Genomic DNA, 13,233 nt, shown 5'->3' with positions numbered 1-13,233 from the left:
GATAGAAGGAAATGAAACGTTCAGGGAGGTTTTTGGTTTATGAGTCGATTACAATCTAAAACAGCCATTATTACTGGAGCGAGCTCTGGTATTGGAAAGGCAACAGCAGAACGATTCTCCAAAGAAGGAGCAGTCGTTATTTGTGCTGATATTAAAAAAGATGCGGTAAAAGAGGTTGTGGATCACATTAATGAGCAAGGTGGACAAGCATATGCTTACTATCTAGATATCTCAAATCAAGATGAAGTAATGAAGTTTGCTGATGAGATGAAAGAAAAGTTTGGAACAATTGATATTTTATTCAATAATGCTGGAACAGATACAGAAGGTGGAAGACTTCATGAGTATCCTGTTGAATTGTGGGATAAATTAATGTCTGTTGACTTACGAGGTACGTTCCTTGTTAGTAAATACCTTATTCCACTTATGCTTGAAGAAGGCGGTTCAATTATTAATAACTCCTCTGTCTCAGGCCTTGCAGCAGACCTTGACCGCTCAGGTTATAATGCAGCGAAAGGCGGTATTACGAACTTAACAAGAGCAATGGCCATTGACTATGCAAGAGATGGAATTCGCGTTAACGCAATTGCACCAGGAACAGTTGAAACTCCTCTTCTTGATGACTTAATGGGAGCGAAAGCAGGAAAGAAATTTCGCGAAGCATATAAATGGGTGGATCCAATGGGCAGACTCGGCACCCCTGAAGAAGTTGCAGGCGTTGTTCTTTTCCTAGCTTCTGATGATAGCTCATATGTGACAGGTGAATATATTACCGTAGACGGCGGTCATATGGCATACACTTGGCCAGGCAAAATGCTAAACGAAAAGCTATAAAAGCATTATAATAAAATGGAAAAGGAGATGAATATAATGACTAAAAAAGTACAAATTGGAAAAACAGATTTATATGCAAACCCAATTGGATTTGGTGCTAATGCTGTTGGAGGACATAACCTTTATCCAAACCTTGATGAAGAAGTCGGCAAAGACCTCGTTCGCACAGCATTAGACAAAGGAATTACACTGCTAGATACAGCTTTCATTTATGGTCCAAAACGTTCAGAAGAATTGATTGGCGAAGTATTACAAGAAAGAGGAAATCGCAGCGACGTTATCATCGCAACAAAAGGCGCTCATAAGTTTGTTGGAGATGATACGGTTATGGACAATTCACCAAGCTTTTTAAAACAATGTGTAGAAGATAGCTTACAACGCTTGCAAACAGACTACATTGACTTATTTTATATTCATTTTCCAGACGAAGATACACCAAAAGATGAAGCTGTTGGCGCACTAAAAGAACTAAAAGACCAAGGTAAAATCCGCTCTATTGGTGTTTCAAACTTCTCTCTAGAACAGTTAAAAGAAGCAAACAAAGATGGCTACGTTGATGTTTACCAAGGCGAGTACAACCTTTTCCAACGTGATGCAGAAAAAGAACTGCTTCCATATGCAGCAGAGAACGGCATTTCTTTCGTTCCATACTTTCCACTCGCAGCAGGACTTTTAGCTGGTAAATATGACAAAAACACAAAGTTTAATGACTTACGTGCAGACATGCCTTTATTCCAAGGCAAGAAGTTCCAAGAAAGCCTTGCAAAAGTGGAAAAGCTTCGTGAAATCGTTGATAAAAAGCCTCAAGACATGGCAAACATTGTGCTTGCATGGTACTTAACACGCGATGCAATTGACTTAGTTATTCCTGGTGCGAAAAAGCCAGCACAAATTGAATCAAACCTACAAACATTAGATGTTGAACTATCTCCACAAGAAATTAAAGCAATTGATGAGATTTTCAGCTAATAAACAAAAGCCTGCTTAGAGGACGAGCTCTAAGCAGGTTTTTTCAGTCAAAGCGGCGTTTTTTGTATGTGATAATAGTAGCTACAACAGCAACAATAGCCCATACTCCTAATACAGCTATATTTTTTGTAATATCACCTAGTTCAGCCCCTTTGCTAATTTCAATCAACGCAGCTGAAAATTGCTCACTTGGCAAGTATTCTATAATGTTTAAGATCGTTTCATTTTCTATCACTGTCTTTATTGTTGATGCCATTCCAAAAATAATTAATACAGGCATACCAATGATAGAAGTTTCCATAACGGTTTTTGACACCAAACCAAGCATTGTTCCTATTCCAATAAACGTAATAATGTTAATAAGAGAAAGCAGAATAAAAAGGCCTAGAGAAGGAATCTCATAATTTGATAAAAGGATACAACCAGCAATAATTAATATGGTAGCAAATGCTGATAAAAGACTTTTTCCAATAAAAACCTCTATTATACTCGCAGGAGAAAGCAGTAGTCCTCTTAACGTATTTTTCTCTTTTTCTTCCGCAACCATTGCCGACTGAATAAATGCTCCAGCAATAACAAAAGCAAAGTTGATGGCAAATAAAGCCCCAACTTCCCCAGCTCCCATTCTGTTATACATGATAGCAAAAACAAGCGGAAGAGCCAATGTAACAAGAACATAGCTGTTTCGCATTAAGTCCTTCCAATCTTTCATAAAAATAGCTTGAATGCGTTTATACGATAAAATCATTACAGTTCCCTCCCCGTTAGTTTCACAAATAGGTCTCCTAGTGTTGGCTCATTTGAATGAATTGTTAATAGCTCGCCTTGTTTCATATAGTTATAAATTTCTTTTGCCCCTTCTTCATTTGTTTCCACAACAACCTTTCGCTGTCCTTTTAAAAGCAGAGAAACAGTTGAGTCACTATGTTGACTGCGCAGTTTTTCAGGAGCATCAAAAAGCCTAACTTCTCCATTATGAAGAAAAGCAACCCTGTCACAAAGCTCTTCCGCTTCAAGCATATCGTGCGTCGTTAAAAAAATCGTCGTCCCTTCTGCATTCAACCTTTTTAATCCTTTATGAATATGCTTAGTATTTACAGGATCTAGAGCTGACGTTGGTTCGTCAAGAAACAATAATTGGGGCTTGTGCAAAATAGCCCTTGCCAATGTAACGCGCTGTTTCATCCCTTTTGACAGTTTTTGAATACGCGTTTTCTTTTCTTCTACTAAATTAACATCAACAAGAACTTCATGAATACGACGTTTATCTATTTCATACAGGTCACAATAAAGAGCTAAGTTATCGTAGACCGTGAGACGATCATATAAACCACTGTTATCTGTTAATACACCAATTCTTTTCATATACTGAGGATCTTTTAATTTCTTAAGAGATGTACCAAATACTTTCACATCTCCACCTGTTGGTTGAAGCTGTGCTGTAAGGATTTTAATTGTCGTTGTTTTGCCTGATCCACTCGGCCCTAAAAATCCGATTGTTTCTCCTTTTTTCACACTAAATGATACGTCTTTTAAAGCTATCTTATTTCCAAAAGACTTTACTAGGTTTTTCACTTCGATTACGTTTTCCACCCATTTCGCTCCCTTTCATCAAACCAACTTAAAATGTGGCTTGTTGCATTTGTTACTTTAAGTTTAGAGAGAGATGAGCTTACCTGCATTAAAATAAGGGTGAAAAGAGTATAGAACATCTTAAAAGGAGTCATTTTGAAGATGAATCCACACCTTTTTAAGATAAAACTTACATGTTGAGGAGAAAAATTAGATTCTAAGAATTTGTTTTAGTTCTGCTAAATTTCCTTTTGAAAGAGGAATCGAGCTTTTTTTGGTATCTTCTAATACAAGGCTATAGCTATTTCTTGTCCATGTAATAACTTCTCGTACTTTTTGTAAATTGACAATATACGAACGATGACATCTAAAAAAACCAAATGGTTGAAGACGATTGAACAGTTCATTTAACTTATATGTACAAGGAAACGCTTCTTCCTTCACATGAAGATATGTTGTTCCTTCATTGCTTTCAACATAAGAAATTTCCGTAGGATCAAAAAGAATAATTTTATCATCTACTTTTGCTGGAATCTTCTCAAAGTTAATTGGATGGATTTCTTCTACTATTTTCTCTTCTTCCTTTACTTCAGAATCAGAAGCTGTACCCATTTCTCCTATTTCCTCCACAACTTTAATCTTCTTCATTCCATCTTCATTTAGCTTGTATACATGGTTTGTAAGAAGCACAGCACTTTCAAAATTGCTTGTTGTAATAAGAAAAGAGGTACCTTGTGCTGCAAGCTCTTTAATCACCTGTTGGATAATAAACTTGCTCTCAATATCTAAATTTTGGTCAGGTTCCTCCATTAAGATGAACTGCGGATTATGTAAAATTGTTTTAGCAAGCTGAAGTCTTTTTTTCTCTGAATAAGAAAGTTTACCAATCTTACTTTGCCTAAGCTCTGTTAAGCCTGCTTTATGTATATATTCTTCAACGTCTATTGCCACATCATACAGTCGTTTAAATAACTGCAAGTATTCTTTGACTGTTAAGCGTTCGTACATTCCTTCATTTAATGAAAAGATTCCAATCTGGTTAGCTACCTTATGAAATGGGCAAGGGTATTTCTCATCTAAAAGGGTTATTTCTCCGTTCAATACTGCTATTTCTCCACTAAGCATGCCTAATAGGTTCTTTCCCACTTCACTATTGCATTGAATAGCAACAATTTCCCCTTTATCAATATGCAGACTCATTTTTGGAATCGTAATGGCATTTCCCTTTCGTTCCTCAACATTTTTCATACTTAAGATAGCCATGTTTCATATACACCTTCTTCTCTCTGTTTAGAAATGTGTTTTCTTTACATAACAAGGTCCACTTTAAAATAAAGTGAACCTTGTTATGATCTATTCTTCTTTTCGACGAAAGAAATCAGTTATTAATATATTTCTCATAAATCTCGCCATAATCTTTTAAATGATATTGTTCGCGAGCGGATGTTAACCATTTGAATCCAAAGTCTGTTAAATCATGGTATGTTTTGGAAAGGTCATTATCATCTGTTCTTGAATTTTGCAGTACTTGAACTGCTTTATCTAAACTTTGCGAAGCCATGTTTATATAAAGATCATTTTCATACGTAATCTCAGAAATGCGAAGAAGTGCTTTATATAAATCTTTTAATTGATCAATCTGACTCTTTTGGACATCAATATCAAATCTTTCATTTCCAAGCGTGAATTTAATTTCAACGTCCATATCAATTTTACCTGCGGTTTCTAACACCACATTGCCAATTTTATGTTGGGTATATGGATAGCGCTTCAATGTTCTCTTTGACGAAACAGCATTTGCTCCATCAACATGGATGATTGCTAAATTTGTGAAGCAATATTCATCAGCTTTTGTTTTAATTAAAAAATAGATTTTCTCATCATCTTCATGCATTACATAGTCGTCTGCATCTGTTTTATCATAGTCAACAGGGCTGATAATCTTCCCAACATCTGATAATCCTAATGCATCTGAAGCCATCTTTTTAAACATATTTTCGCATCCTTTCTCGTGAAGAGATTGTTATTCCCTCCCTAATTTTAACAAGTCTTCCCTTCAATGAAAACTTATTTCTGATAAATTTTGTATTAAAAAAGCCGCAAATCAAGTTTGCGGCTTTTTCGCTATTTTCCTTCTTTGGAGAACTTCTTGATTCTCTCTTCAATTTCATCACGAACACGTTGAAAGAAAGCCCATTTCTCTTCATCCGTTCCTTCTGCTTTCGCTGGATCATCAAACCCCCAATGTTCACGCTTTACATTTGGTGGAGTCATTGGGCATTTATCAGCTGCATCTCCGCAAAGCGTTACAACTAGATCAGCGCTATTTAAGATACTTTTATCGATAATGTCAGATGTTTGGTTTGAAATATCTACATCAACTTCTTTCATCGCTTTCACAGCATTCGGGTTCAGACCATGTGCTTCGATTCCCGCACTATAAACATTCCAACTTTCTCCCAAATACTTCTTTCCCCATCCTTCAGCCATTTGGCTTCGGCAAGAATTTCCTGTACATAAAAAATAGATTGTTTTTTTCGACATGTTTTGTTTCCCCTTTTATGAAATAATGTGTAACCAAAGATATAACCCTAATAGGGTAAAGAACAAGGTAGGAATGGTAAGGACAATTCCGGTCTTAAAGTACGTCCCCCATGAAATCTTTACACCCTTTAAGCTTAGAACATGAAGCCATAATAGTGTTGCTAGGGATCCAATAGGGGTGATTTTTGGTCCTAAGTCAGAACCAATCACATTGGCATAAATAAGAGCTTCTTTCACGACTCCTGTAGCACTTGTCTCATGGATAGCAATGGCATCAATCATAACGGTTGGCAAGTTATTCATAACAGACGAAAGAATAGCTGCAATAAATCCCATTCCTATTGTTGCTCCAAATAGGCCTCCGTCCATTGTCCACTCAATAGCATTGGCAAGAATAGAAGTTAATCCGGCATTACGAAGCCCATAGACAACAACATACATTCCGACTGAGAAAAAAACGATTGCCCACGGTGCACCTTTTACAACCTTTTTCGTTGATACAAATGGACTTTTCCTTGCAAGCATTAAAAATACAAGAGCCACAATTCCTGCAATAATGGAGACAGGAATATGGATGAATTCACTTGTAAAGTATCCAACTAGAAGAACTGCTAAAACAGACCATGAAATTTTAAACATTCTTTTATCTTTAATTGCTTCTTCAGGGCGTTTTAATCCAGAGAGATCGTATGACTTTGGAATGCTTTTACGAAAGTATAAATATAAAACAGTAATGCTAGCTACTAATGAAAAAAGGTTTGGAATGATCATTCGAGAAGCATATTCAATAAAGCCAATGTTAAAGTAGTCTGCTGAAACAATATTAACAAGATTGCTTACAACAAACGGAAGAGATGTTGTGTCTGCAATAAAACCACTTGCGATAATAAACGGAAAAACAATCTTTTCACTGAAGTTTAAATTCCGAACCATTGCCAGAACGATCGGCGTAAGAATAAGAGCTCCCCCGTCATTCGCAAAAAGAGCTGAAACCACCGCTCCTAACACCGCTACATAAATAAACATGCGCACGCCTTTCCCTTTTGCCGCTTTTGCCATATGAAGAGCAGCCCATTCAAAAAAACCAATTTCATCTAAGATAAGAGAGATGAGAATAATAGCGACAAATGTTAACGTGGCATTCCAAACAATAGACGTTACATCGATAACATCGCCAAAGTCCACAACGCCTGCAAGAAGAGCAACAATAGCGCCCCCACATGCAGACCATCCGATTGAAAGATTTCGTGGCTGCCATATTACAAAAATTAAAGTAAGTAAAAAAATAACAGATGCTAAAATTGCGGATATCATTGTTGTTTCCTCCTGCTATTCACAGCAAATATTTAATCCTTTATTCTGAAGCTTATCTAAGCGTTCTTCTTCATGTGGAAAATGTTTGAGAATAGTAGAAATCCACTCATAGTCAGCACTTTCACTATTAAGACTATAAAACATCCACTGTCCTCTTCTTTTTTCTTTCACAAGTCCAATGTCACGCATTTTTTTTAAATGTTGACTTATAGCAGGCTGACTTATGTCATATAATTCAACGAGCTCACATACGCACCGTTCCCCTCCTTCGAGAACTTTCATTATAGACAAGCGCGTTTTATCGCCCAAAATTTTAAGAACTGCTGCCGCACCTTCAATGCTCAGCTCTTGATTTACCATCCTTCTCCCTCCTTTATATAAGTATTTGCTTATATAAAATATCATATAACCATATGCTTATATAATCAACCCGATTTTTAATAAAAAAACGACACAGAAAAGACTCTGCGTCGTTTTTTCGCTTATTTATACACCTACATAAACGCGGCGTGCTACACGTTCTACTTCTTCTGCCACTTTCTCATGTACTTCCGGTTGAAGCGGATCTGGTACAAGATCTCCATGTTTCGTACAAGAAGCAATTGCTTCTGCTGCAGCAACAAGCATCTCGTGGTTCACTTCTTTACTTTTAGCATTAAGAGCTCCTCTAAAAATCCCTGGGAAACCAAGAACATTATTAACAGAGCGTCCGTCTGCAGCATATGCAGCTCCGGCTTCTAATGCTACTTCAGGCTCAATTTCTGGTCTTGGATTTGATAAAGCTAGAATAACTTGTCCTTCTTTTACAAACTCTTTTTTTATAAGTCCAGGAACACCTGTTGTTGCAATAATGATATCACACGTTTCCATTAACTCTTCAATGTTTGATGAAGTTTGTCCACCATATTCTTTTAAACGATTCATTGCCATTTCTGATTTGTCTGTTCCATAAACAGCTTGAACCCCATATGCCATAAACATACGACAAATCGCAACTCCTGCAGCGCCAAGGCCAATTTGTCCTACTTTTGCTTCTTTCAAGTCAATTCCTGCGCTCTTACAAGCAGAAATAGCGGCTGCAAGTGTAACAACTGCTGTACCATGTTGATCATCATGCATAACAGGGATGTTTAATTCTTCTTTTAAACGGTCTTCCACTTCAAAGCAATGTGGTGAACCAATATCTTCAAGAAGAATCCCACCAAATCCAGGTGCGATATTTTTCACGGTACGAATAATTTCTTCCGGATCTGTTGTATCAAGTAAAATGGGCACACCACTAATTCCTGCTAGCTGGTCAAAAAGAGCAGCCTTCCCTTCCATAACAGGCATTCCTGCAACAGGACCGATATTTCCAAGCCCAAGAATGGCTGTTCCGTCTGTTACAATCGCTACAGAGTTATTAATTGTTGTATAGATTTCAGCTTTATCTGGTTCTCTTTCAATAAGGCTACAAACATCAGCAACACCTGGTGTGTACACACGACGCAGTTCTGCTAGAGACTTGATTGGCATCTTACTCTTCATCGCAATCTTTCCGCCTTCATGAGCTGAAAGAACTTCGTCTGAAACCGTATGAAGCTTAATGCCCTTTTCTAACCCTTCGATTGCTGTAATAATTTCATTTAACTGTTCTTCTGTTTCTACTTGTACAGTAATATTACGCATCGTATAAGTTGGACCAACTTTTACAGTTTCAACTTCACCGATGTCTGCCCCTACAAGACCGATAGCTGTTGCAACTTTTCCTAGATTTCCCGGAACAGTAGGTGTTTCAATCATAAGTGTACGAATCATATGTTTAGTAATCATTTACTGCTTTCTCCCCTTTATACTCTGTCTCATCTGAAGGTGAATTTTCATCAATATACCAAATGAATTTTCCTGTATATCCATAAATGAGTGCAAGTGCTAATGCTACAAAACTAAGCCACATAAATGGTAAATATGAAAATGTCGAAACTCCAAGGATACCTGCCATATATATACCATTATCAGACCACGGAACCATACCAGACGTCAATGTGCCACCCACTTCTGTGTTACGTGATAGGATTCGGCGATCTAGCTTCAGCTTATCGTAACTTTTCTCCATAATTTTTGGAGTCAAGATTAACGATACATACATTGCACAACCTAATACATTTCCTAGAAATGCTACAATTAAAGTTGACAAAGTCACGTTTCCTGCAGATGTCAGTTTCTTTTCGAAAGTTGCTACAATAACTTTTAATACTCCTAGCTTTTCTAAGAGTCCACCAAATCCTAGACCAAATATAATCACAACAAGTGTATCAAGCATACCGACAATACCACCGCGATTTAGGATACCGTCCATAAACTCTACACCAGTATCAATTGAAAAACCTTTGTAAGCTGTATTAATTGCATCCGCAAAATCCATCCCTTGAAATACAGATGCCCAAATAGCTCCTAATAGAGCACCAATAACAATAACAGGCATTGATGGTTTCTTTAACGCTAACAATAAAACAACAATAATAGCTGGAATAAGCATCCAAATCTCAATATCAAAATGTTTTTGTAATGAAGATTTTAAAAACTCTACTTTCTCTGTATCAATGTTTCTTCCACCATATACAAATCCAGTAATCGTAAATAAGATAGCTGTAATAATATATGCGGGAATTGACAAGACCATCATTGCTCGCACATGGCGTAAAATATCTACCTTTGAAAGAGATGAGGCAAGTACTGTACTATCAGATAGTGGTGATAGTTTGTCTCCAAAATACGCACCAGACAATACAGCTCCCGCTACAAGTGGAAGAGGCATCCCTAGGCCTTCTCCAATTGCAATCATTGCGATACCTGCTGTCCCAACTGTTCCCCATGATGTTCCTGTTGCAACAGACATAATAGAACAAATGATAAGAGTTGCTAATAAGAAGATACTTGGATGGATGAATTCTAATCCGTAATAAATAAGAGTTGGTACAACCCCGCCTGCAATCCATGTACCAATTAAAGCTCCTACAGATACAAGAATCAAGACAGCTTCTAATCCATTTGAGATCCCATCCATAATTGATTTTTGTAAATCTTGATACTTATGACCGAGTCGAACACCTAGAATAATAACGAGAAACCATGATATGAATAATGCCATTTGAATCGGTAAATCAAGAAACACCGTAAATGACAACACAAGTGCAAGAAATGCTCCTAATATAATCACAATTTCAGGTATTGTTGGTAATCTTACTTCCTTCATGCATAGTCCCCCTAGTTGAAAATGATAGTAAAACGCTTACATTTAGAGCTGTTGTAACGTATATTACTATACTTCCTCATCCCCAAGCTTGCAACATTTAGTCCATACGTCCTGTATAGACTAAATATTACAATGTTCTTTTTATTATTTATCAAAAAGCTCTTCCCCAGCAATTCCTGGTTTCGTCATTTCAAAAGGGTTTAAAATAACATCGAGCTCTTCTTCTGTTAATACATCATTTTGCAAGCAAAGCTCTCGAACAGACTTACCTGTTAAAATGGCTTCTCTCGCAATACGTGCCGCTGCTTCATAGCCAAGATGTGGGTTTACTGCTGTAATAATACCAACGCTTTTTTCCACATACTCTGTCATACGAGCTTCGTTTGCTTGAATTCCTTTCAAGCAATGATCTGTAAATGAACGGAATCCATTGTTCATAATGCTAATGGATTGAAGTAAATTAAAGACAAGTACTGGCTCCATAACATTTAATTCAAGCTGACCTGCTTCAGAAGCTAAGCAGATGGTATTGTCGTTTCCAATCACTTGGAACGCAATTTGGTTGATAAGTTCTGGCATAACAGGATTTACTTTGCCTGGCATGATTGATGAACCAGGTTGACGGGCAGGAAGGCTAATCTCATTTAAACCTGCTCTTGGACCTGAAGCCATTAGACGAAGATCATTCGCAATTTTAGACATGTTCATCATACATACTTTAAGAGCTGCTGATACTTCTGTATAAGCATCCGTATTCTGTGTTGCATCAACAAGATGATCTGCTGTCACAAGAGGTAAATCACTAATACGTGCTAAGTGTTTCACCACAGATTTAATGTATTTTGGATTTGCGTTTAATCCTGTTCCAACGGCTGTTGCTCCCATATTCACCTCGTAAAGATGCTGACGAGATTGCTTAATTCGCTTCATATCGCGCTCTAGAACGCGGCTATACGCTTCAAACTCTTGCCCAAGTCGAATTGGCACAGCATCTTGAAGGTGTGTTCGACCCATTTTAATCACAGAATCAAACTCTACCGCTTTTTTCTTGAATTCCCCTTGCATGTACTCCATCGTTTCAAGGAGCTTTTGGAGCATTTTTAATGTAGAAATATGAATCGCTGTTGGAAAAACATCATTTGTTGACTGTGACATATTCACGTGAGAGTTCGGGCTTAAATGATTGTACTCTCCTTTATGGTGACCTAAAATTTCGAGTGCTCTATTTCCGATTACTTCATTAGCATTCATATTCATAGATGTCCCTGCTCCACCTTGAATAGGGTCAACAATAAACTGATCATGCCACTTACCTTCTAGAATTTCATCTGCTGCTTGAACAATAGCATTGCCAAGCCCTTCATAGAGACGTTTCACATCCATGTTCGCAAGAGCTGCAGACTTTTTCACAACGGCTAATGCTTTAATCATTTCTTCATGAATTCGATATCCTGTAATGGGAAAGTTTTCTGACGCACGAAGCGTTTGAATGCCGTAATATGCATCTTTTTCAATTCTCTTTTCACCAAGAAAGTCTTTTTCTATGCGGTGTTTTTCTTGAATTTCTACCATGTGTAAAACCCTCTTTCTCCCCTATTAGCTTAAAAATTTTTATAAAACAACATCATCAGCAACAGGTGTTTCCATAATACGCTTAACTTCATGTAAGTCAGGAGATTGTCCTAATGCCCACATAAGTTTTGGTACAATAGCTTCTGTATTCATATTTCGAGAACGAATGATAAGATCTTGATTAACGCGTCTACCAACTTCATAGATGCTCATATCTTCGCCTTCTTCTAAACATTGAGTTGTAATAACAACAACTACACCACTCTCAACAAGCTCATTAATTTTTTCTAAAATATTGCGTTCTTCAAATGGAATGCCACCGCTTCCATAACTTTCAATCACAATACCTTTGTAAAGGCCTTTTAAAGCATCAAACATTTCAGGTTTTAGTCCTGGATGCAATCTCAACAAAAGAACATCTGTACAAAGAGACGTATCAACTGTAAATTTATGCTGTTCTTCCTTTATTTTTTTGTTGTATTCAATGCCATCTTCATTTATAAACGCTATATAAGGATAATTAATACTTTCAAAAGCATCATAGCTTTTCGTTCTTAACTTAATCGCTCTTGTTCCTTGAATAACGCGTCCATCAAAGACAACATAAACTCCTCCAACGCCTTCACAAGCAAAACGAATAGCATCTGTGATGTTCTTCTTGGCATCCGTTTTCTTAAACGTAATGGGAATTTGTGAACCTGTAATAACGATTGGCTTTCTTGCATGCTGAAGCATGTAAGAAAGAGCTGCAGATGTGTAAGCCATTGTGTCTGTTCCATGCGTAATGACAAATCCATCATATTCATCGTAATGTTCCTGCACAGCGTTCGCCATCTTCACCCAATCTTCAGGCTGCATGTTTGTACTATCAAGATTCATAAGTGATTTTGTTTCCATCGTGTAATCATTATCAAGCTCTGATACATAACTCAACAGTTCGTCTGCTTTTACAGCTGGTGAAAGTCCATTTTCTCCTTCAACTGAAGCAATGGTTCCCCCTGTTGTTAATAATAATAGCTTTTTCATTCCCCACACCTCTTCACCTGTAAATGACTTAATTTTAAGATGATTCACAAAAAGCATTCGCTTTCTGCATACTTTTAACTCAATTATAGACAAGGATTTCAGAATTAGCAAGGTAATATTATTCAATTCGCGTACACCTTGAATATCCTTTATGATATAATACTTTA

General features: G+C 37.1%; 13 protein-coding genes. 2 read left to right on the top strand and 11 right to left on the bottom strand.

The features are described 5' to 3' along the window. Positions 1–39: 39 nt before the first annotated feature. Entirely contained in the window at positions 40–834 is a 795-nt protein-coding gene (locus BM012_RS11675) for an SDR family oxidoreductase (RefSeq protein ID WP_061804655.1), read from the top strand. A 36-nt stretch (positions 835–870) separates the two neighbouring features. Continuing rightward, a complete protein-coding gene (locus BM012_RS11670) occupies positions 871–1,803 on the top strand; it encodes an aldo/keto reductase (RefSeq protein ID WP_061804656.1) in 933 nt (310 codons plus the stop codon). Between the two features lie 43 nt (positions 1,804–1,846). Here the strand turns inward: BM012_RS11670 and BM012_RS11665 are convergent, their stop codons facing one another. The 11 genes from BM012_RS11665 to BM012_RS11615 all read right to left on the bottom strand — a co-directional run bounded on the left by BM012_RS11665 (position 1,847) and on the right by BM012_RS11615 (position 13,066). Then, positions 1,847–2,551, bottom strand: a complete 705-nt coding sequence (locus BM012_RS11665; protein ID WP_061804657.1) for an ABC transporter permease — start codon at positions 2,549–2,551, stop codon at positions 1,847–1,849. After that, a complete protein-coding gene (locus BM012_RS11660) occupies positions 2,551–3,396 on the bottom strand; it encodes an ABC transporter ATP-binding protein (RefSeq protein WP_061804658.1) in 846 nt (281 codons plus the stop codon). Before BM012_RS11660 ends, BM012_RS11665 begins: the two co-directional genes overlap by 1 nt. 189 nt (positions 3,397–3,585) lie before the next feature. Further along, complete coding sequence (locus tag BM012_RS11655; RefSeq protein ID WP_061804659.1) at positions 3,586–4,638, bottom strand: response regulator transcription factor; 1,053 nt, start codon at positions 4,636–4,638, stop codon at positions 3,586–3,588. Between the two features lie 115 nt (positions 4,639–4,753). Continuing rightward, positions 4,754–5,368 carry a PH domain-containing protein gene (locus BM012_RS11650; protein WP_061804660.1) on the bottom strand — a complete coding sequence of 205 codons (615 nt, stop codon included), beginning with the start codon at positions 5,366–5,368 and terminating at the stop codon, positions 4,754–4,756. Positions 5,369–5,499: 131 nt separating this feature from the next. Continuing rightward, a complete protein-coding gene (arsC, locus tag BM012_RS11645; RefSeq protein WP_061804661.1) occupies positions 5,500–5,919 on the bottom strand; it encodes an arsenate reductase (thioredoxin) in 420 nt (139 codons plus the stop codon). A gap of 15 nt (positions 5,920–5,934) precedes the next feature. Further along, positions 5,935–7,233: an arsenical efflux pump membrane protein ArsB gene (locus BM012_RS11640; protein ID WP_061804662.1), complete on the bottom strand. Its 1,299-nt coding sequence runs from the start codon at positions 7,231–7,233 to the stop codon at positions 5,935–5,937. 15 nt (positions 7,234–7,248) lie between these two features. Beyond that, complete coding sequence (locus BM012_RS11635) at positions 7,249–7,593, bottom strand: ArsR/SmtB family transcription factor (RefSeq protein ID WP_061804663.1); 345 nt, start codon at positions 7,591–7,593, stop codon at positions 7,249–7,251. Between the two features lie 126 nt (positions 7,594–7,719). Continuing rightward, positions 7,720–9,045, bottom strand: coding sequence for an NAD-dependent malic enzyme (locus BM012_RS11630; RefSeq protein ID WP_061804664.1), 1,326 nt, complete (start codon positions 9,043–9,045; stop codon positions 7,720–7,722). Next, positions 9,035–10,468, bottom strand: a complete 1,434-nt coding sequence (gene nhaC, locus BM012_RS11625) for a Na+/H+ antiporter NhaC (protein WP_061804665.1) — start codon at positions 10,466–10,468, stop codon at positions 9,035–9,037. Before nhaC ends, BM012_RS11630 begins: the two co-directional genes overlap by 11 nt. A gap of 144 nt (positions 10,469–10,612) precedes the next feature. Beyond that, positions 10,613–12,040, bottom strand: a complete 1,428-nt coding sequence (gene aspA / locus BM012_RS11620) for an aspartate ammonia-lyase (RefSeq protein WP_061804666.1) — start codon at positions 12,038–12,040, stop codon at positions 10,613–10,615. Between the two features lie 39 nt (positions 12,041–12,079). Further along, the gene (locus BM012_RS11615; protein WP_061804667.1) at positions 12,080–13,066 is read right to left on the bottom strand and encodes a type I asparaginase; all 987 of its coding nucleotides are present in this window, start codon (positions 13,064–13,066) and stop codon (positions 12,080–12,082) included. Between the last annotated feature and the right edge of the window lie 167 nt (positions 13,067–13,233).

The organism is Priestia endophytica DSM 13796, assembly GCF_900115845.1.
GTDB lineage: Bacteria > Bacillota > Bacilli > Bacillales > Bacillaceae_H > Bacillus_I > Bacillus_I endophytica.
The sequence above is the reverse complement of the archived record's forward strand: the minus strand, read 5'-3'. Positions and strand labels throughout refer to the sequence as shown.

What these genes read in the sequence shown, in the direction of transcription:
- BM012_RS11675 (WP_061804655.1), top strand. Translation starts at nt 40, where the DNA reads ATGAGTCGATTACAATCTAAAACAGCCATTATTACTGGAGCGAGCTCT.
- BM012_RS11670 (WP_061804656.1), top strand. Translation starts at nt 871, where the DNA reads ATGACTAAAAAAGTACAAATTGGAAAAACAGATTTATATGCAAACCCA.
- BM012_RS11665 (WP_061804657.1), bottom strand. Translation starts at nt 2,551, where the DNA reads ATGATTTTATCGTATAAACGCATTCAAGCTATTTTTATGAAAGATTGG.
- BM012_RS11655 (WP_061804659.1), bottom strand. Translation starts at nt 4,638, where the DNA reads ATGGCTATCTTAAGTATGAAAAATGTTGAGGAACGAAAGGGAAATGCC.
- BM012_RS11650 (WP_061804660.1), bottom strand. Translation starts at nt 5,368, where the DNA reads ATGTTTAAAAAGATGGCTTCAGATGCATTAGGATTATCAGATGTTGGG.
- arsC (WP_061804661.1), bottom strand. Translation starts at nt 5,919, where the DNA reads ATGTCGAAAAAAACAATCTATTTTTTATGTACAGGAAATTCTTGCCGA.
- BM012_RS11640 (WP_061804662.1), bottom strand. Translation starts at nt 7,233, where the DNA reads ATGATATCCGCAATTTTAGCATCTGTTATTTTTTTACTTACTTTAATT.
- BM012_RS11635 (WP_061804663.1), bottom strand. Translation starts at nt 7,593, where the DNA reads ATGGTAAATCAAGAGCTGAGCATTGAAGGTGCGGCAGCAGTTCTTAAA.
- BM012_RS11630 (WP_061804664.1), bottom strand. Translation starts at nt 9,045, where the DNA reads ATGATTACTAAACATATGATTCGTACACTTATGATTGAAACACCTACT.
- nhaC (WP_061804665.1), bottom strand. Translation starts at nt 10,468, where the DNA reads ATGAAGGAAGTAAGATTACCAACAATACCTGAAATTGTGATTATATTA.
- aspA (WP_061804666.1), bottom strand. Translation starts at nt 12,040, where the DNA reads ATGGTAGAAATTCAAGAAAAACACCGCATAGAAAAAGACTTTCTTGGT.
- BM012_RS11615 (WP_061804667.1), bottom strand. Translation starts at nt 13,066, where the DNA reads ATGAAAAAGCTATTATTATTAACAACAGGGGGAACCATTGCTTCAGTT.